This window comes from Bacillus sp. Root131, assembly GCF_001429475.1.
GTDB lineage: Bacteria > Bacillota > Bacilli > Bacillales > Bacillaceae_G > Bacillus_A > Bacillus_A thuringiensis_S.
Genome location: NZ_LMJQ01000004.1, coordinates 246,271 through 266,212, shown reverse-complemented (window position 1 = coordinate 266,212; position 19,942 = coordinate 246,271). Strand labels below are relative to the sequence as shown.

Genomic DNA, 19,942 nt, shown 5'->3' with positions numbered 1-19,942 from the left:
TGATGGTTATGTATGGTGAACCTATAGTCAAAGAAGTAAGAAGATATTTAGAAATGCATCAAATTTTGAGGAAGTGCTTGTGAACCGTATCATAAATAAATGAGGTTTTGTATGTTCGATTTTTAAATAATACCCAAGAAGGAGTGGATTGCAGTTATAGTAATACTCTATTTTTTGTATTTCTATAATAGATAATTTTTTAAAAAAACAGAATTATCTTGACAGTTATTGAATGGATTGATAAGGTTATAAAAAAATATTTCTTATCCAGAGAGGTGGAGGGACTGGCCTTATGAAACCTCAGCAACAGGTCTGCTTAAGTAGACACTGTGCTAATTCCAGCGGGTGATAATCCTGATAGATGAGAGCTTCCGTTTTTATTTGTCAGTAGCGCCCTCTTTTTTAGAGTGCGCTTTTGTTTTTTCTGGATAGTAACTAAAGGAGAGTAGAAATGGAGAACAAAAATGGGCAAGAATTTCAAAGGAAAATGCAAGCACGTCATTTAGTCATGCTATCACTTGGTGGGGTGATTGGAACTGGCTTATTCTTAAGTTCGGGTTACACTATTCAACAAGCTGGCCCATTTGGAACAATTCTATCCTATCTGATTGGTGCGCTAGTGGTTTATCTAGTTATGCTATGTTTAGGAGAGCTTTCCGTACATATGCCTGAAACGGGTGCATTTCATAGTTATGCAGTTAAATACATTGGACCGGGTACAGGGTATACAGTAGCCTGGTTGTATTGGTTAACTTGGACTGTTGCTTTAGGTTCTGAATTTACAGCCGCAGGATTACTTATGAAGCCATGGTTTCCATCGATTAATGTTTGGGTATGGAGTGCTCTTTTTGCCATTTTGATCTTTTTATTAAATGTCCTGACTGTTAAATTTTTTGCCGAATCCGAATTTTGGTTTTCATTGATAAAGGTTATAGCTATTGTAATTTTTATTGTTTTAGGAGTAGCCGCAATGTTAGGGTTTCTTCCGATGACTCATTCAAAACCAGCACCATTCTTTTCTAATTTTACAAGTGGAGGTTTATTTCCTCATGGTGCTACGGCCATTATGATGACCATGCTTGCGGTTAATTTTGCTTTTTCGGGAACAGAATTAATAGGCATTGCAGCTGGAGAAACAGCGAACCCGGAAAAAATGATACCGAAGGCCATTCGAACTACTCTGTGGAGATTGATCATCTTTTTTGTAGGAACGATTGTTGTTTTATCTGCGTTATTGCCTATTTCCGATGCAGGGGTATTAGAGAGCCCTTTTGTTGCAGTTCTAGAACGAATTGGGGTGCCATATTCAGCTGACATAATGAATTTTGTTATCTTAACAGCCATTTTATCTGCGGCAAACTCAGGCCTTTATGCCTCTTCTAGAATGCTTTGGTCGCTTGCTAATAAGAATACGATATCCCCGATTTTTGGGAAAATGACGAAGCAAGGTGTTCCAATCAACGCCGTCATTTTCAGTATGGTGGGTGGAGCTTTGGCTTTGCTCTCAAGTATTGTGGCACCAGATACTGTCTATATCGTACTTGTTTCCATTTCCGGTCTAGCAGTAGTTATAGTTTGGATGAGTATTAGTGCTTCCCAGTTCCTATTTCGCAGACAATTTTTGAAAGAAGGAAATTCTGAAAAGGATTTGATTTATCGCACACCACTATATCCATTAGTACCAATTGCTTCTTTTAGCCTTTGTCTGGCATCGTGTATTGGAATTGCATTCGATCCAACACAGAGAATTGCCTTATATTGCGGCATACCGTTTATTTTGTTTTGCTATGGAAGTTATTATCTAACAAAAAATCTAAAAAAGAGGGGCTTAGATTATGTCGAACAAAATCAATCCAATTGATGATATTTTATCCCAACAATCCATTATGCTTCTTGACGGAGCATTAGCTACAGAATTGGAGGCGCATGGATGTAATTTGGACGATCCTCTTTGGTCGGCACGTGTGTTACTAGAAAATCCGGAACTAATTTATCAGGTTCATTCAGACTATTTTCGTGCTGGAGCGGACTGTGCCATAACAGCAAGCTATCAAGCTACTATTAGTGGTTTTTCCACGCGTGGAATACAAGAACAGGAAGCTTTGGAGTTAATTAAGAAAACGGTGTTACTTGCAAGAAGGGCAAGAGATGATTTTTGGAAGGAAAATACGCAAACGAATAGGCCTAAACCTTTGGTTGTTGCATCAGTTGGGCCGTACGGCGCTTACCTTGCAGATGGTTCAGAGTATGTAGGCAACTATGGTGTGACAGATAAAACATTAGCAGACTTTCACCGTTCGAGAATGTCTGCGTTAATCGAAGCAGGTGCAGATCTATTGGCATTTGAAACGATCCCTTCCCTGCAAGAAGCAAGAGTATTAGATACATTATTGCGTGAGTTTCCAGAAACATATGCGTGGCTTTCCTTTTCACTAAAAAATGAGAAAGAGATTAGTGAAGGTATGAAACTCGTGGAGTGTGCACGAGTTTTTGAGAAAAGTGAACAAATTGTAGCGATAGGCATCAATTGTGCGCCAGTAACCGTTGTGACTGGTGCAATCCAAGAGTTGAGGGCAAACACCAAAAAACCGATTATTGTTTATCCAAACTCTGGTGAAACTTATAATCCAGAAACAAAAACATGGCATGGTCATGAACAATGTAACGCGTTGAATATTCAATCTGAAGAATGGTACCAAGCAGGTGCACGTTTAATAGGTGGATGCTGCAGAACGACACCTTATCACATTGAGGAGATATCTAACAAGTGGCGTTCTTCCGAGTTTTTCTATTCAAACGAAGCAAAACAGTAATGTAATGGAAGATAATTTATCTTTGTGTGTATTTTCATGATTTAGCTTGTTTGGAATCTACAGTTAGGTTTAGTGGCACAAAATGTCTTTTCAGAGACACAAATGTGGATGGTAGCCTCGGGAATCCAGTGGACTTTTGGGTACCTTAGGTATGGAGAGGAATCAGGGAAAATAAAAACAGCTAGTTTAATAGAAATGGTAGATAACATGCTGAATCTTTTAATGAAGATGTAGTTGATCTAATTGAAGGTGAAGGGGACCAATTATTCGTAATTAAAGTTAACGAAGAGGTTAATTTAGTTATTTAAAAAATAGTTCAATAACTATATGAAAATTTGTTTTGGTAAAAATCCTTGTTGTAGTAGTTAATATGGTCATATTTTTTGTAAAAAAGGATAGATGTAAACAGGTATACTCTCTTGTTCATCTATCCTTTTCTTTTTACCTTATAAAATGTGTGACATTATATTCAATCGTATAAATATAGGATTTCATTACTGTTTCCTTGACTTTTAATAAAATGATAAGAGTTATTTGGTATGCGTATTATTAAGAGTATTCTTCTATTTTAGGAATGCTTTACCCCGCAAAATGAAAGTACACTTTGTTTCCAATCTTAAGTTGATAGATGTGTGGTGCTCCCCTATAAAAACGTAATTATATTGTAGAAAAATAAAATAGAAGGATTACTTACCTTTAGTAAATATGAGAACTTTCTATTTTTGTTATTTACAATTATGCAATATCAGACCTCAGATACACATTCGTTTAGTTGCACATTAGAATATACAAAAATCATGAAAACTCCAGATGAACTTCACACTCTAATAGAAAATCCGGTATATAATAACTATAGAATTTATTAATGTTACATTGATTTTTATCTATTAAGATATATAAAATTTTGATACGGAATACTAGGGTAAATAACTTCTCATAAGAAAGTAATAAAGGAGAATAACTATGACAAGCACTGTACTCGAATCAAAAAAAACTAATATTACAGAAGAAGATGTTGAAATTTTAAAAATAATGGCGCATCCAATTCGTTTACGTATTGTAAACGAGCTAAGCAAGCATAATACTTTTAATGTTTCTCAGCTAACAAAAATTTTAGAGATACCCCAATCATCTGTTTCACAACATTTATCGAAAATGAAGGGTAAAGTACTAAAAGCTGAACGTAAAGGCTTAGAAATTTATTATTCCATTCGTAATAACAAAGCAACTCAAATTGTCGGCATACTTGGATATTAAGCCATATATACAATTGCGTAAAGATAGAGTAGTACCTGAAAAGGGTGCTACTCTTTTTGGACTCTATAAACACAACATGACAAATGTTACTTTTCCATAAAAGAACAAGAACAAGAACAAACTAGGAATTATGTTTTCCTACATCGAATATAAACGCACCTGTCAGCATATAACTAAACGCAACTCATCAAACCGCTGGAGGGATACAATGTCTTATAGAACGGTTCATACCGATTTTCATAAATAAGTGTAAATGAATAACTTTAACGAAAATGTATAATGTTTACACGAAAAAACAGTATAAGTTAATTTTGTTTACCTAAATTTAATAATTGTTGACATATTAATGCATACTTAATTATAATAAATTTATATTAATTTTCAAGTAAAACTAATGGAGAAAAATACTGGGCATTAAAAGTAATTTAAGTATGTAATTAGGATGTTCTCTCTCACTTCTCTTAATCTTTTAGATTTTAATCTCATATAATTATGAGACTATTTTTTTTATCTTTTTAAAAATATAGTTATGTATACATAAAAGTTAGAGAATTATTTTCTCTAACTTTTATGCGCTAGTATTTAAAATTAAAAAGATGGTGGGGTTACTCCAAATATAACAGTGACTTTGTGTAGAGAAGTGTTTTCCCATTTATGTTTTGCGTATGATGGTATTTTAACACTATCACCTTGATTGAGAAGTAAAACCTCATCATTTAGATATAGTTTTACTTGTCCTTCCATAATAAATGCTATTTCTTCACCTTTATGTGCCACAGGCTCCATAGATGAAGCGGTTTGAGGTAGCAGATTCATTAAAGCCAATTCCAGTGATCCATCTAAATTAGGAGATAATAACTCATACGAAACATTACCGCTTTCAGGGAAAGTCATTTTTTTTCTTTGATNCCCTTTATGTGCCACAGGCTCCATAGATGAAGCGGTTTGAGGTAGCAGATTCATTAAAGCCAATTCCAGTGATCCATCTAAATTAGGAGATAATAACTCATACGAAACATTACCGCTTTCAGGGAAAGTCATTTTTTTTCTTTGATCCGCTCTTACAACTAATTCTTCTGTATTGGTATCTTCCAAGAAAAAATTAAATAAAGGAATATTTAATGCTACAGAAATTAACTTTAGTGTTTGTAATGATGGATTCGTGATCCCTTTCTCAATCTGACTTAACATGGAAGGTGTTATATCAGCCAATTCAGCTAAACGTTTACTAGTTAATCCTGCACCTTTTCTAAATGCCATAATTTTTTGACCAACATTAATATTGTTCATATACACAATCCCCTTTAAATTAGTGAAATTTATTAAATTAAAATTGATTTTATTTACTTATACTTAACAAATTGTTAATATATACTTAATTATAATAAATTATGATTAATTTTCAAACGTTTATGTCGTTGTAAGAATATTAAATAAGACGAAAATAGTTGAAATAGGTTAATTATATTTTGAAGGGGGTTTATAAATAAGTGAAAGTTCAATAGAAACAAAAGAGAAGTTGAAAAAGAGGTTTCCATTGATTCAAAAATTAATTGAAACCGAGGAATTTATTTTGCTTAATTTAAATAAAACGAATTTTGAATATTTTATTCAAAATAGTACTTTAACTAAAGTTGATGTTATAGATGCAGAAGATTGATTAAAACGATTTGTTCCATAATAATGCAAAAGTTTTTCTTGAAACACAAGAGGCCAGTGGCATTATTGAATCGTCACTAGTAAATATTAATTCCATGAAACAATATCTGCAAAGAGAATATAAAGAAGCAATACCAGGAAAATTATTATTAAAATGTGATAGTCATCTTCCAATTTCTTAATCTATTAAAGCAAGAGGCGGAGTATATGAGGTATTAAAACAAGCCAAATATTTAGCTTTGAAACATCATTTATTAACTAAACAAGATGATTATTTCGTATTAGATAGTGACAGGTTTAGAGCATTCTTTTCAAATTATTCAATTGCAGTAGGTTTGACTAGAAATTTAGGGTTAAGCATTGGAATTATGAGTGTAAAGTTAGGATTCAATATAACTGCCCATATGTCAACTGATGCGAAAACGTGGAAAAAGAATCTACTTACAAGTAAAGGGATTACTGTTATTGAATATACAACAGGCTATAGTAAAGCGGTAGAAAAAAAGGATACAAGCTAATAATGTATTCTTAAGTTTTTAAAGGACGTGAAATGAACATGAAACCAGTTTTAAAATATATAATTATTTCCCTTGTTTTTTCAATAGTAGGGGCGTGTTGGGCGCTGTTTGACATCTTTATGTTAGATGCAGACTGGCTATTGATTTGGATAGGTGTATTAATGGCGTATCTATCGTTGTATATTGTGATAGGTCTATATAGTAGAAATACATACGACACAAAATTGGCTAAAGTGCTTCTAAAAACAATAATTACAACCTTTAGTTTTGGACATGGTATTGGTTTATAATGCTATTTTTATATTTAATACCCATAATATTATTAGTGATTTTAGTATTGGTAAATTGTAAAAATCATAATTTCCCTGGGGTATATAGTATACTTATACTTGTAAATATACTTCTTACGTTATGGCCGTTATTATGGCCGTTATTTATTACTTTTATGGGATCTGGTATGAATGCAAGTGCAGGATGGTAGCAGCTCACAGATTATAAAAGGATTAAAAGAAAAAGGCTATAAATTTGAAGCTTACAACCGAATATAAAAAAGTATGAATAAGTTAAATGAATGGAATAAGAAATTAATATAGGGTTTAAATATTTAAAAGAGCGTGTTTAGCTAAACACGCTCTTTTAACAAGCTATTTTTTATTATTTAAATTTAAAGAAATAATATTAATTAAATGTGAAGTGAAAATTCATTTGGAATTTATATTAGTAATGAAAGATATTCAATAATGATCTACTTATGTGTCTAAAAAGTATCCATTTTCATGTCTTTCTACATTTGTACAAAGACATGAAAATAGGAACTAATTCTATAGATCTAACATCGGTGATAAGTAGAGCTTCTCGCCGCATAATTTAAATTCTGTTATGTCTGTAACTCATTTTTCGTTCGGCTTTTCAGCTTTAAAATTACGTTCTAAAATATTTGGCGCAATCTTGCCTACTTTTCCTTTATAGGAGCGATATTTTTTCATTTTATGGTTGATTTTGTGTCCTTGGTTCATTAACTCATCGCGAATACGGCGATATCCATAACGACCTTGGTGTTCATCGTAAATGTTTTGAATTAAGATCTTTAGCTCTTTATCTTTATCTGGCCGATTAGAATTTTGTATCCAGTAATAATATGTACTTCGTAGGAGTTCTGCTAATTTTAAAAGTGCCTTCACCGTAAATGCTTTCCTTAGTTCATAAATTACTTGCGCCTTATCTTGTTTGGTGATTTTTCCTTGTTTTGAACTAAGGCATTCAACTTTTTTAGATAAGCATTCTCCAGACGTAAACGCTCTAATTCAGCTTATAATTCTTCTACTGATTCTCCTGTTTGTGTTTGTTCCTTTGGGCTTTTGATTGCCCTTAGTCATAGGTAGACGCCCTTTTTCTTCGATTTAAGGGCGTCTACTCCTTTTTAATGTAGCTAAATGCGCCATTTTCTAATAAGTCCAGGTGAAGAAATATTAAAAATAACTGCCGCTTCGTTTGGAGACGTTCCATGTTCGATCATATAATTTAGTACGTCTAGTTTATACTGTGAAGAATACGTTGTATAGCCTTTTTCAAATGCTTGGATTTCATGGTATTCAAATTGTTTTATCCACATACGTACTACTTCATGATTTGCTCTCAATGATTTAGCAATATCTTTTATACTTTCACTTCCATCCTGATAACGTATAACTGCATTCATTTTGTCACCTGAAGTAAATTTAGTCATAAAAAAACTACACCTCCAATTGTTAGACTGTGTCTAACAATTGGGGTGCAGTTCAAAAAGTACAGCTAGTCTTCTTCACAAACTTATATGGCCTCGATGACAAATTGGGATTGAGGTATATATAGTAATTGGGCTGCTAAGGAAGTTGTTGTATTAGCAAATGGGTATGCTTCCTTATAAAGAAAATTACTATACACTATTTCATTCATTTCATAGGTCGTACACAGTTTTTTTAGGATTTTTTGAGAAATTTTATTTGTACAAGCGGCAATAAAATCATAATCTCTTTTACTTATTTCTTGAATGGCATGTGAAAGAAGGGTAGTGACTATACCACTTCCCATCCAATCTGGATGACAAGCGCCCATATCTAGATAGACCAGTTTTTCTTTATCTAAATGAGAAAACTCAATAGATTCTGTCTCTAATGTATCTAAAAGTTGAAAAATAGGTTCCATTTGTGGGCATAGTTCAATCGCTTTATCTGTATCTATTAGTGGCTGGGTTACTTTTTTTGTTAAAAGAACTCCAACAATTTGAAAATTTTCTATTGCTACAAATGACATAGCTTGAGATACAGCTTGTTTCATCATTTCTTCGCACATTTTGTGAAAAGGAGCAAAAGGAATTTGTAAACTGCTTACAAGAGGTTCATTATTCACAAAAGAATGTGCAAGTAAATGTGCTGCATCTTTCACGTGGTGTGTATCAAGTAGCTCTATATTCATATGTTTTTCCTCTTTCCTGATATAGTGAATAGTAATTAAAAGGATTAAAAATTTTATTTCATCTAGTAAAGTTTAACTATTAAAGCGCTAACAAATATGGTTATGAAACATATGAATGAATCTGTTTAGTAGCAATCGAAATATGTTTATAAAGAAATTCTACGATCTCATCTATACATTCAACAGTTGTATATGGAGAGATAGAAAAGAATTTTAATGTAGAAATCGGATTTCTATCATAACTGTTTATTACATCTACTACACAAGAACGAGTTGTATCACCAAAAAATACTTGATCGCGATTTTTTCCTAGGTAATTAAATAGTTCTATATTTAATCGGTTTGTATCCTCAATTTCTTCTTTTGTTGCAAGGCCTATTCGTTCTTTTTCCCAATTTTCTTGGCCATCTCCATTCAGATAGAAGCGGAAAGTTGTAATTGGTCCATATGTAAAATCATTTGTGATTGCGACTTGGGGTAGGGCCTTGCGCAACTTCTCTCTAAATAATAGATTTACACGAATATAATTTGCTAATATTTTTTGATAACCTTCAATTCCGAAGGCTAATAGATTGATATACATTGGAATAGCACTGCCAGATCGTGAACATTCTAAGGTATAGCCTGTATGATAACTTCCATATGACCTATTACCAAGATAAGGTGTGTCATCTTGTTCAATGTCCATCAGTTGTAAATCAGTATGATTTTTTACGATTAAAATACTTGAAGCATAAGGTGTTTGTCCTAATTTATGAAAATCAAAACATACACTATCTGCAAGGGACATATATTGCATTTTATCTTGTACGTATTGTAAGGCATTTTTCACATTAGGTTCAAATGAGAGTGAATTTTCTTCAAAACTATAATTATTAAAGAAACTATAGAATCCGCCCATTGCAGAATCAGCATGGATATAAATCGGTTTTAATTTATATTTTTTCTGTATTGCTTCAGCGCTCTCTTTAATTTTTCTTATATCATCAATAGTAAATGTGTCTGTTGATCCCATGGTAGCTAGAATATAAAGGGGGATACCGCCATTGTTAATAACTTGTATCATTTTAGCCTCTAAATCTTCTATATCCATAGAACTTGTATAAGGATCAGTTTTCACTTTTATTAAGTGATTTGACCCAATACCAGTTGCTTCAGCTGACTTTAATAAACTATAATGTGCATTTTCAGAAGCAAAGCAATATACATTTTGTGGAGCACCATGTTCTTTTGCCGATGGAAATTGTTTAGAAATTGCTAAGCGCAGGCTAGAAAACACGCATCCTTGTCCACCCCATGTTGTATAGCCGCCGCTATTATGTGGATTATAACCTATCAGTTTTGAAAGCATGGATACCACTTTCACTTCTGCTTCAGCTGCCCCTGGACCATATACATCCCAAACACCATTACCATTTAAAAGTGCCATTGTCATTACCCCTAATAGTGAAGGTATACTTGGTAGTGGTACAGCGTTAGACAAGTAATATTTATTTGGATACGGATGTCCATTCATAAATTGGTTTAGCTCTTCTATAACCTCAGACATAGTGATTCCAGCTAGTGGAATATGACTTTGGTGAATTAAGCCATTGTAGTATCCTTCTGATTTTTCCTCACATTTACCTAAAGTAGCTCGCTCTTCATTTTTTAATTGGTCAAGATTTTTAATTATTTTCTGCATAGATTCTAATAAAAGTTGTTGTTTTTCTTCATTTCCGTCAACGCTCGGAAATAGTTTTAAAATATCTTGCATGCAGTCACTTCTCCTTGTGAAAAACTGGATTTTTATTTTACTTGGTTAAACATAAAGGTATAATAATTTGTAATTGCCCTTTTGAATACTTAGAAATGAGGAGCTATTTAGAAAAAAATGTAATTCCATAGAAGATTATATGAATTATGGAATTTAAAGTAAAGAAAAATTTTTTGATTTATTTTAAAAAAAGTAATTGTGAGATAATGAAGTTTCTAAAAATATTTCTGAATTAATTGTTTATTCGGTTTGCATGTTGCCTTAGCATGTATTCAACTAGTGTAGTAGATATTTTAATATAATGTAGAACGTATTATAAGGTAGTTGAATAAAAGGGTTCAACTACCTTATAAAATGTAGATATTGTTGGGAAAAGATAAAAAAATAGGGTGGAAGTGCTAAAGATATGTTCTAGTGGAGAAGAAGTAGTAGTATGGATTTGGTAGAAAAATCAGCATAATTTTTTATGGAAGAATAATTATTTGATCAAAGTTGTTTAATGAATTCAATTTCATTATCTAATAATAATGGACGAGTTAAGTGGGAAGAGTTCTCTTCAACCTGGGTAGAATTTTTTGCACCAGGAATAGCAACTGAAACGGCAGGATGACTTAAAACATAACGTAAAGCAACTTGCGCTAAACTTCGATTTGAGCGTACAAGTGAACGTAATTTCTCTACTTTGTTTAAGCTATCTTTAAACCACTTTTCTTTTGGCCAATCTTTTCTTAAATCATCGTCTGGAAATTGAGTTTTATGTTTAAATTTTCCAGTTAAAATCCCCATCTTAAGTGGACCTCTTATCACAGCACCTAAATTATGTTTTTCAATATAAGGAAGGATGTCTTTCTCAGGCTCTTTATTCAAAATACTATAATCGAATTGTACGACATCTAAATCATTATCTTGATTAAAATGTTTTATATAATCTAAATCATTAGTAGAAACACCAACGGCTCTCACTTTGCCAGATTTTTTTAAGGTTTGGAAAGCTTGTAGAAAGGCTTCTGTTTCTTCATGTTTATCCCACCAAATATGACAAAAGTACACATCTATATAATCCGTTTTAAGGCGCAGTAAACTAGCCTCAAACGCATCAATGATCTTTTGAGGATCTCCATAAATAGCTGGTTGATTTGGGTCATAATGATGACCAATTAATCCACCTTTTGTAGAAAGAATGATATCCTGCCTGCGATTATTTATAGCTTTTGCAACGAGTGTTTCACTATGACCTAATCCATAAACATCAGCAGTGTCAATAAAATTGACCCCTAGGTCAATTGCTTTCTCAATTGCATCAAGTGATTCATTATCTTTTACTGCTCCCCATTCATCTCCACCAATCGCCCACGAACCGAATCCTATCTCTGAAACTATTAACCCGGTGTTACCTAATAATCTATATTCCATTATGTACGGACTCCTCCTTTACAGTTTATGTTATTAGAAGTATATATAGTGACCAGTTGGAATATTCTTGAATTTATTTTGGGAGTATAAATTAGACTATTTCCTTTAATAAAATATGTAAGATTACTGTATAAAAAGAAATTAGAATTATTAGTGAAATGGTTTTTTATGCTCAAATTGAATAAAAGTATGAACTGTTACAGTATAAATATGAGTTTTATTCATAATTTTAATAACTATGCAATAAGCGAAATAAATGTTGAATTTAGTCGGAAAATATAGATTTACAAATTGCAGAATATGTACATATAGTTGTAACTGTAAATATTATCCGTTTTTAAATATTTATAAAAGGAGAAATTCATATGAAGGAAATACAAAAGAAATATGAAATTGTAGAAGAATTGGATGCAACGGTAGGTCAAGAAGCATTATGGATAGCTCATCAAATGGAAATAGAAAAAGGAATGAACAATGAACCGATTATAATAAAGTTAAAAGGAAAACTTCAAATAGAGGTCTTGAAGAAAGCGCTTACATTAATGGTGCAATCACATCCGGCGCTACGTACAATATTTAAGAAGAGGGATGAAAAAATAAAGCAATTAATTCAAAAGAATGTAGAATTTGATGTACCAATTAAGGATTTAACGGCTTTTAAAAACACAGAACAAAAATCTATTTTAAAAAATTTCTTAGAATCTATAGTGAATGAGAAATTTAGTTTAGAAGAGGGACCTTTGTTTAAATTCCACATCATTAAATTCAGTGAAGATACATTTATTTTACATTTAATGTTTCATCACATTATTTACGATGGATGGAGTTTAGGAATTTTCATCCGACAATTATCCAATACGTATGGTGAATTACTTCAAGAGAAGACGAATGTAGAATTTGAATCTCCTTATAAGAACCTTGTAGAGTATGAGGAGGGTTTTATTGATAGTGCAATATATAAAGAAGGATCATCGTATTGGAAAGATTATTTACAAGGTGAATTAGCCTCTACAGAGTTTCCTATTGATTTTAATAAAATGAATGAAAAGAGATATACAGATAAAAATATAAGCAAGAATATTAATTCGGATCTATTTTATCGAATACAATGTTTTGCTAAAAAAAATAATATAAGTATTTATCGAGTAATGTTAAGTACTTATTGTACCTTACTTCATCAAATGACAAATGCTGAAGAGATAATTGTTGGTATTCCAATTAATACTAGACCACATACAGAAGAACGAAATACTTTTGGTTATTTTGTTAATACATTACCTATACGTATAACAATAGAAAAGGGAGAGACATTTAAAGGGATACTTAATAAAGTGAATAAATCTATTCATCTAGCTATTACGTATAAACATAATCCTTACTCACATATAGTAAAAGATTTAAATCTAAATAAAAATACAAATGATAATATGGTATATTCCACAGCATTTAATACAATGAAGATACCGGAATTAAAAATTCCTGATATTGATTCAACAGTTTTAACAGATTGTAAAAGAGTAAATCCTTTTAATATGACTTGGAGAATAATGAGATATGAAGGGGAAACAGAGAATAAAATTGAGGTTGACTATAACTCAGCATTATATAAACCAGAGAGTATTAGTGATTTAGTAGAAAGGTATATATATTTGTTACAAAAATTAATGAAGAATGTGAATGAACCTATTCATTCATTGGATTTGCTTTTAGAAAAAGATCATCGTCTATACAAAGAGATGAACTCAAATGCTCTTACATATCCTAATTCAAAAACACTAGATCAATTAATTGATTTACAAGCATTAAAATCGCCAAATCAAATAGCAATTTCAATGGGGGACAAATCTATTACCAATTATGAATTACAGCAAAGGTCCAACCAAATTGCGAATTATTTACGTAAAAATGATATAAAAAAGGGACAACGTGTAAGTATTACTATGGAAAGAGAGATTGATACCATTGTATGGATTCTAGGTATCCTAAAATCAGGTGGAGTTTATGTACCAATCGATCCAAAGTTTCCTGAAAAAAGAATAAAATACATCTTAAAAGATAGCGAAAGTCAAATGATTATTACGAAGAAAGAATACAGGGGATTGGTTGAAAGTTTTGCGATTCATACAATTTATCTAGAAGATTTTCATTACGCTAATTCTATAGAAAATATTGCGCCTACACATACCATAGAAGATGCAGCTTATATTATCTACACGTCAGGTTCAACAGGTTTGCCAAAAGGAGTCGTTGTACCACATAAAGGCGTAATTAATTTATCATATTCAGTAATTAATACATTTCATTTAGGAAAAGAAGATGTGTTTTTACAATTTGCAACGATTATTTTTGACGCCTCCATTATGGAAATATTTCCGATTTTGCTATGTGGAGGAAGAATGCATTTAATTTCTGAAATCGAAAAACGTTCAACAGAGGAATTTATAAATGTAATTCAAAAGAATGGTATTACATATGTGGTTTTACCAACTGCATTTTTTAAATTAATAGCTGATATGCCAAAAGAAATGTTACTTAAATTAAAATCTGTAAAACGTTTATTTGTGGGAGGGGAAACCTTACCTGCTGAATCAGTTCGTAAATGGCAAAGTAAATTAGGTTTAAAGATTCCAGTTCTTAATGCATATGGTCCTACTGAAACTACTGTGTGTGCAACCATGTATGAAGTAAATGGTGAGATACAAAAAGAAATTTCTAGTATCCCAATAGGTAAACCAATTGCTAATAGTGAAGTTTTCGTGGTTAGCCCGTTCAGTACGTTATGTCCGTCAGGTGTAGTAGGTGAGTTATTTATTGGCGGTGATGGAGTTGCTAACGGATATTTAAATCAAAAGGAAAAAACAGAAGAGGCGTTCATTTCTTTCTGTAAATCCTATAATCGTGATAAAAGGATGTATTGTACTGGGGATTTAGTTCGTCTTTTACCAAATGGAAATTTAGAATTTATCGGAAGGAAAGATAATCAAGTAAAAATACGTGGATATCGCATTGAGCTTGATGAAATCGAAGGAACATTATTTAAACATCCAGAAGTGAGAGATGCTGTAGTATTCACTTACCAAAACGATAAAATCGTTAGTTTTTATTTATCAAAAGACAATAGAGAACTTAAACAAGAGGAATTAAAAACATTCTTAAGTGAAAGTTTACCAGATTTTATGATACCGAATTATATATTTCATCTTAAAAGTTTTCCTTTATCACCAAGTGGGAAACTTGATAGAAAAAAATTAGAATTACAAATCCCATCTTTACTTGAAAACATGCAGAAGCAATATGTATCACCGATAAGTGAAACGGAAAAAAGGTTGGCAAAAACATGGGCAGAGATTTTAAATTTAGGGAAATATAGAATCAGCAGAGAGGATGACTTTTTTAAACTTGGGGGACATTCATTAATTGCTGTGCAAGTTTTAAATCAAATTCAAAAAGAGTTTCATCTAAAAATTGAAATTAGAGATATTTTTGAGCATACAACGATTGCTAGTCTATCTGCTTACATCGACAAATCAATGACAGTAAATCATGATAGGGAAGAACAGGAGATGCAAGTATTAAAAGTTGCAGATAAGGAAAGTTATCAGTTATCAAGTGCTCAAAAAAGAATCTGGTTTTTAAATAAGTATAACGCCATTAATAGAGTGTATGATACACCACTACACATATATATTGAGCCGAGTTTAAATAAGGATATTTTACAAGACACCATAAGATTTTTAGTTGAACGACACGAGATGCTACGAACAGTGTTTATTGAAAGAAATGGAGAGCCTAGACAAGTCATTTTAAACTCAATAGCGATTGACCTGATTCACGATGAGATTGAATACATGTCTAAAAAAGAACAACAAGAATATATACGTACAACAATAAATCAAACGGATCATACACCATTTGATTTAGAAAAGGGCCCTCTTTTTAGGATTAGAATTTTTAATCTGGATAAGAAAAAGTCTTATTTCTATATCAATTTACATCACATTATTACAGATGAGTGGAGTGTAAGGAATTTATTAGATGAATTAATGAAGGTATATAGTGCCTTTGCTAAACGTAGAAATCCTGTGTTTCCAACTATTTCTAATCGATATGTAGATTATGCAGAGTGGGAACAGGCGCAGTTAAATTTAGGTCGATGGGATACAGAAAAATCTTATTGGATGGCCGAACTTGCAGCACCTCTTCCTATATTAAATCTTCCTTTAGATTTTAGTAGGAATCGTCAAAGTACAAATAAAACAAATAAAGGTACAGTATTTGAAATGAAGTTAGATAATGAAATGAAAGAGTCTTTAAAACAAGTATGTGAACAAGAGAATGTTTCTATGTATATGCTATTTTTGGCAGCGTATATTCAATTGTTACATTATCTAACGGATCAAAAAGATATTATTGTAGGTACACCGGTTGTTGGAAGGAATCATCAAGAATTTGAAAAAATACAAGGATTTTTTGTAAATACTTTAGCGATTAGAACACAATTGAATGATGTGAAAAATTTAACACAGCTATTAAAAATAGTAAGAGAGAAATGTTTGAATTCATTCCAAAACCAATCGTACCCATTTGATAAAGTAATTGAACAAATAAATCCTGATAGAAGCTTTGGAAATAACCCGATTTTTTCTACTATGTTTAGTTATCAAAAAGATATTCTGCAGCAACATGATGCATACAAGCTTCAGTTGTTACCTAATAAACAAGATATTAGTAAGTTTGACATTTCTTTAGCTGTTGAAGAAGGATTGGATTATGTAGGGGTTTCATTTGAATATGATATTAATCTTTTCAAGGAAGAGTCAATTAATGGGTTTACTCAAAATTTACTTAATATACTGGACGCCTTTATTCATCGACGAACGGTGGCATATGAAAATCTTTCATTTCTATCACAGGAAGAAGAATCTTTATATAAAAACGTAAATCATACAGAAAGACCATATCCTTATTTTCAAAATATACAAGAGCAATTCTATATGCAAGTAGATAGACAACCCGATCGGATTGCTATAGCGACTGCAACGGAATCTTTAACATATAGACAATCAAATATGAGCTCTAATCAAGTAGCTCAACATTTACTCGAAAAAGGTATAAAAAGAGGTGATAAGGTAGCCATATTTTTAGATAGAAGTATAAATAGTATTGTTTCTATGCTTGGAATATTAAAAGCCGGCGCTGCCTATATACCAATAGATGTAAAATACCCTGAGGATAGAATAAATTATATAGTTCGTGACAGTGAGGCATGTAGAATTATAACGAGTAACAAATTTAAAAGTCATTTGAATGTAAGTGATTATAAGGTTTCAATAATAGAGGATATATATCGTACGACTATAAATGATGATGTAAAAATTTTAAATAAACCAGATGACTTGGCATATGTAATTTATACTTCAGGCTCAACAGGAAAACCAAAAGGTACATTATTAACGCATAAAGGAGTATTAAATTTAGTTGAATGGAGACATGAAGTGTTTCAGATCTCTCCAAATGATAAAGTAACACAGTTTTATTCCCATAGTTTTGATTCTTCAGTATCAGAAATTTTTTCTACCTTGTTAAATGGGGCAGAACTATATTTATTAAGTGATGAACAGCGCTATTCAACTGTCGCATATGCTCAAGCCATTCAAGAAACTCAAGCAACTATTTCGGACTTACCAACAGTATTTTTCAATGAATTATCGACTTCATTAACAAAACTGGATAGCGAAAAGATACGTTCTTTAAGATTTATAATAATGGGAGGGGAAGCTGCATCAACAAATGCTATTAGAAGTTGGCAAAGTACTTTTAAAAACCAAGTACAACTGGTAAATGAGTATGGCCCTACTGAAGCAACCGTTTCAGCAATGTATTATTTCATACCAGTTTTAGAAGGCGAAAATAACCTTTTAGTAAGCGTACCGATTGGTATACCAATTTCTAATACAAAAGTTCATATATTGAATTCATATATGCAACATTGTCCGGTAGGGTGCATGGGTGAATTATATATTGAAAGTTTAGGATTGGCCCAAGGGTATTGGAAGCAGGAAGAGAAAGTAAAACAGGCATTTATTTCAAACCCATTTTCAGAAGACAATAGTAAAAGATTATATCGAACAGGTGATTTAGCAAGATGGTTACCAAATGGAAATATAGAATTTATGGGAAGAAAAGATAAGCAGGTTAAAATTAGAGGGCACAGAATTGAATTAGGAGAAATAGAAGATGCAATGTTACAACTTGAGGGGATAAGTCAGGCTGTAGTAACACAAACGGAAGATGGAATGTTATTGCAAGCTTATTATAAAACAGTGGCAGGTATAGGGATAGAGAAAAATAAGTTAGCAATACATTTATCAAATGTATTGCCAGAATATATGGTCCCTAAATATTACTCTCATGTGTTAGAAATACCAAAAACGGCGAACGGTAAAATTGATTTTGAAAAGCTGCCAAAAATAGAGTTTGGTCATGAGCAAAAAGATGAGTGTAAACCTAAACCTCAAACTAAAGTGCAAAAAGACATTGCAAAGGTATGGTCTGAAGTTCTAAACGTAAAATCTATAGGGTTAAAAGATGATTTCTTTAATTTGGGTGGACATTCTTTAAAAGTTATGCCGGCATTAGTCAAATTAAAACCGTTATACCCTAACTTGAAAATTCAAGATTTCTTTAAGTATAGAACAATAGAAAAATTAGCCTCTCATATTGAAGAGATGGAAGATATGTTGTTCAAGAAAGAGAAAAATATGAATGTAGCATGTATGGAAAATGAAACGAAAACGACTCCTGTTTATGAAACAACTAAATTAGAAGAATATGAGTTAGATATGGTGAATTATCCAAAAACAGTTTTCCTTACAGGGGCAACAGGATATTTAGGAGCACATATTTTAGAACGGTTATTACAGTTGCCATCTACGACTATTTACTGTTTAGTAAGAAAAAATGAGAATCAAGTAATTGGTGCAAAGTTAAAAGAAAGAATGGAGTTTTATTTCGGTAAAGAAATCCTCCAAAAGTTGAAGGAGAGAGTAGAATTAATTGAAGGAGATTTATCTTTGATGAATCTAGGTCTAGATTTAAAGCAATTGGACCATTTAAAGAATAGGATAGAGTCAATCATACATTGTGGTGGAGAAGTTAGACACTATGGAGAACGTGAGCATTTTCAAAAGGTAAATGTTCAGTCTACAAAATACTTATTGGAATTAGCTAAGAACACAAATGCACGTTTTCATTATATATCGACTTTAAGTGTAGTAGGTCAGGCTGAAAGCGATCCAAAAGAATTTGAATTCTGTGAGTCTAATTTTGATAGAGGGCAAAATTTAGATAATCTGTACCTAGAAAGTAAGTTTCAAGGCGAGAAAATGGTCAGAGAAGCAATGGAAAAAGGAGTTCGTGCCACAATATACCGTGTGGGGAATTTAGTGGGTAACTCTAAAACAGGTAAATTTCAATACAATATTAATGAAAACGCATTTTATAGATTATTAAAAGGGATATGCCTATCTAGCATAGCTCCTGACGTCAATACGTATGTAGATTTAACGCCTGTAGACTATGGAAGTTTAGCTATTACTGAATTATCTTATAAGGCCAATACAGTAAATAAAACCATGCATATCTGTAATCCAAATCAGCTTAAATGGGATCAATTTATTAATAGTTTACAAGCTTTTGGATACGATATCCTGTTAATGAAACAAGAGAAGTATATAGAGAAGTTTTTTAATACAAATCTAACTACTGATGAACAGAAAGCTTTAGAGCTCATAATGCCTTTATTAGAATCTGTAGAAGAGCTATCAGTAGCTATACCATCTTGTTTATACACGCAAGGATATTTGAAGAATGTACATTGTTTAGAGCCAAATCAAGAGTATATCAATTTGTTACTAAATTATGCTATGAGTATCGAGTTTTTACCAGCCATTAAAGAACCAATATTGCTATAGAATATACCATCGATTTTGAACAGATTGGTTAATAAATATGAAGTTTTGAATATTTGTTTACTTTCTCTTATTATTTGGAAAAGTAAAAAGAACTTGTAG

8 protein-coding genes, 4 pseudogenes and 1 riboswitch are annotated in these 19,942 nt (G+C 31.9%); of the genes and pseudogenes, 6 read left to right on the top strand and 6 right to left on the bottom strand.

Features of this window, described 5'->3' with window-relative positions; all coding sequences use genetic code 11:
• Window positions 1-260: 260 nt before the first annotated feature.
• A riboswitch (SAM riboswitch) is annotated at window positions 261-368 on the top strand.
• Between the two features lie 83 nt (window positions 369-451).
• The 3 genes from mmuP to ASE54_RS16430 all read left to right on the top strand — a co-directional run bounded on the left by mmuP (window position 452) and on the right by ASE54_RS16430 (window position 4,070).
• Window positions 452-1,861 (top strand): S-methylmethionine permease, encoded by a 1,410-nt coding sequence (gene mmuP, locus ASE54_RS16440; RefSeq protein WP_000428522.1) that lies wholly within the window; start codon window positions 452-454, stop codon window positions 1,859-1,861.
• On the top strand, window positions 1,836-2,813 hold the full coding sequence (gene mmuM / locus ASE54_RS16435; RefSeq protein WP_000066234.1) for a homocysteine S-methyltransferase: 978 nt from the start codon (window positions 1,836-1,838) through the stop codon (window positions 2,811-2,813). The genes mmuP and mmuM overlap by 26 nt, the downstream gene beginning before the upstream one ends.
• Window positions 2,814-3,776: 963 nt before the next feature.
• Window positions 3,777-4,070 (top strand): metalloregulator ArsR/SmtB family transcription factor, encoded by a 294-nt coding sequence (locus tag ASE54_RS16430; RefSeq protein ID WP_000204906.1) that lies wholly within the window; start codon window positions 3,777-3,779, stop codon window positions 4,068-4,070.
• 588 nt (window positions 4,071-4,658) lie between these two features.
• Here ASE54_RS16430 and ASE54_RS37575 read toward each other — a convergent pair.
• Both ASE54_RS37575 and ASE54_RS37060 read right to left on the bottom strand, forming a co-directional pair.
• Window positions 4,659-4,978, bottom strand: a pseudogene (locus ASE54_RS37575) (cupin domain-containing protein); the annotation flags it as partial.
• A gap of 1 nt (window position 4,979) precedes the next feature.
• Window positions 4,980-5,360: helix-turn-helix transcriptional regulator (locus ASE54_RS37060; RefSeq protein WP_235567839.1), on the bottom strand; the 381-nt coding region annotated here is incomplete at its 3' end.
• A 211-nt stretch (window positions 5,361-5,571) separates the two neighbouring features.
• On the opposite strand from ASE54_RS37060, the pseudogene ASE54_RS37055 reads away from it, so the two are divergent.
• Both ASE54_RS37055 and ASE54_RS16415 read left to right on the top strand, forming a co-directional pair.
• Window positions 5,572-6,229, top strand: a pseudogene (locus tag ASE54_RS37055) (D-serine ammonia-lyase); the annotation flags it as partial.
• A gap of 56 nt (window positions 6,230-6,285) precedes the next feature.
• A pseudogene (locus ASE54_RS16415) lies at window positions 6,286-6,728 on the top strand (DUF3902 family protein).
• Window positions 6,729-7,071: 343 nt separating this feature from the next.
• Here ASE54_RS16415 and ASE54_RS37050 read toward each other — a convergent pair.
• The 4 genes and pseudogenes from ASE54_RS37050 to ASE54_RS16390 all read right to left on the bottom strand — a co-directional run.
• Window positions 7,072-7,973, bottom strand: a pseudogene (locus ASE54_RS37050) (IS3 family transposase); the annotation flags it as partial.
• Between the two features lie 83 nt (window positions 7,974-8,056).
• Window positions 8,057-8,701, bottom strand: coding sequence for a hypothetical protein (locus ASE54_RS16400; protein WP_001019437.1), 645 nt, complete (start codon window positions 8,699-8,701; stop codon window positions 8,057-8,059).
• Window positions 8,702-8,801: 100 nt separating this feature from the next.
• Window positions 8,802-10,457, bottom strand: coding sequence for a pyridoxal-dependent decarboxylase (locus ASE54_RS16395; RefSeq protein ID WP_001152303.1), 1,656 nt, complete (start codon window positions 10,455-10,457; stop codon window positions 8,802-8,804).
• Between the two features lie 486 nt (window positions 10,458-10,943).
• Window positions 10,944-11,870, bottom strand: a complete 927-nt coding sequence (locus ASE54_RS16390; RefSeq protein ID WP_000456654.1) for an aldo/keto reductase — start codon at window positions 11,868-11,870, stop codon at window positions 10,944-10,946.
• A 365-nt stretch (window positions 11,871-12,235) separates the two neighbouring features.
• On the opposite strand from ASE54_RS16390, the gene ASE54_RS16385 reads away from it, so the two are divergent.
• A complete protein-coding gene (locus tag ASE54_RS16385) occupies window positions 12,236-19,843 on the top strand; it encodes a non-ribosomal peptide synthetase (protein ID WP_000659072.1) in 7,608 nt (2,535 codons plus the stop codon).
• Window positions 19,844-19,942 lie beyond the last annotated feature (99 nt).

Coding starts and splice junctions, on each gene's coding strand:
- mmuP (WP_000428522.1), top strand. CDS start 452: ATGGAGAACAAAAATGGGCAAGAATTTCAAAGGAAAATGCAAGCACGT.
- mmuM (WP_000066234.1), top strand. CDS start 1,836: ATGTCGAACAAAATCAATCCAATTGATGATATTTTATCCCAACAATCC.
- ASE54_RS16430 (WP_000204906.1), top strand. CDS start 3,777: ATGACAAGCACTGTACTCGAATCAAAAAAAACTAATATTACAGAAGAA.
- ASE54_RS16400 (WP_001019437.1), bottom strand. CDS start 8,701: ATGAATATAGAGCTACTTGATACACACCACGTGAAAGATGCAGCACAT.
- ASE54_RS16395 (WP_001152303.1), bottom strand. CDS start 10,457: ATGCAAGATATTTTAAAACTATTTCCGAGCGTTGACGGAAATGAAGAA.
- ASE54_RS16390 (WP_000456654.1), bottom strand. CDS start 11,870: ATGGAATATAGATTATTAGGTAACACCGGGTTAATAGTTTCAGAGATA.
- ASE54_RS16385 (WP_000659072.1), top strand. CDS start 12,236: ATGAAGGAAATACAAAAGAAATATGAAATTGTAGAAGAATTGGATGCA.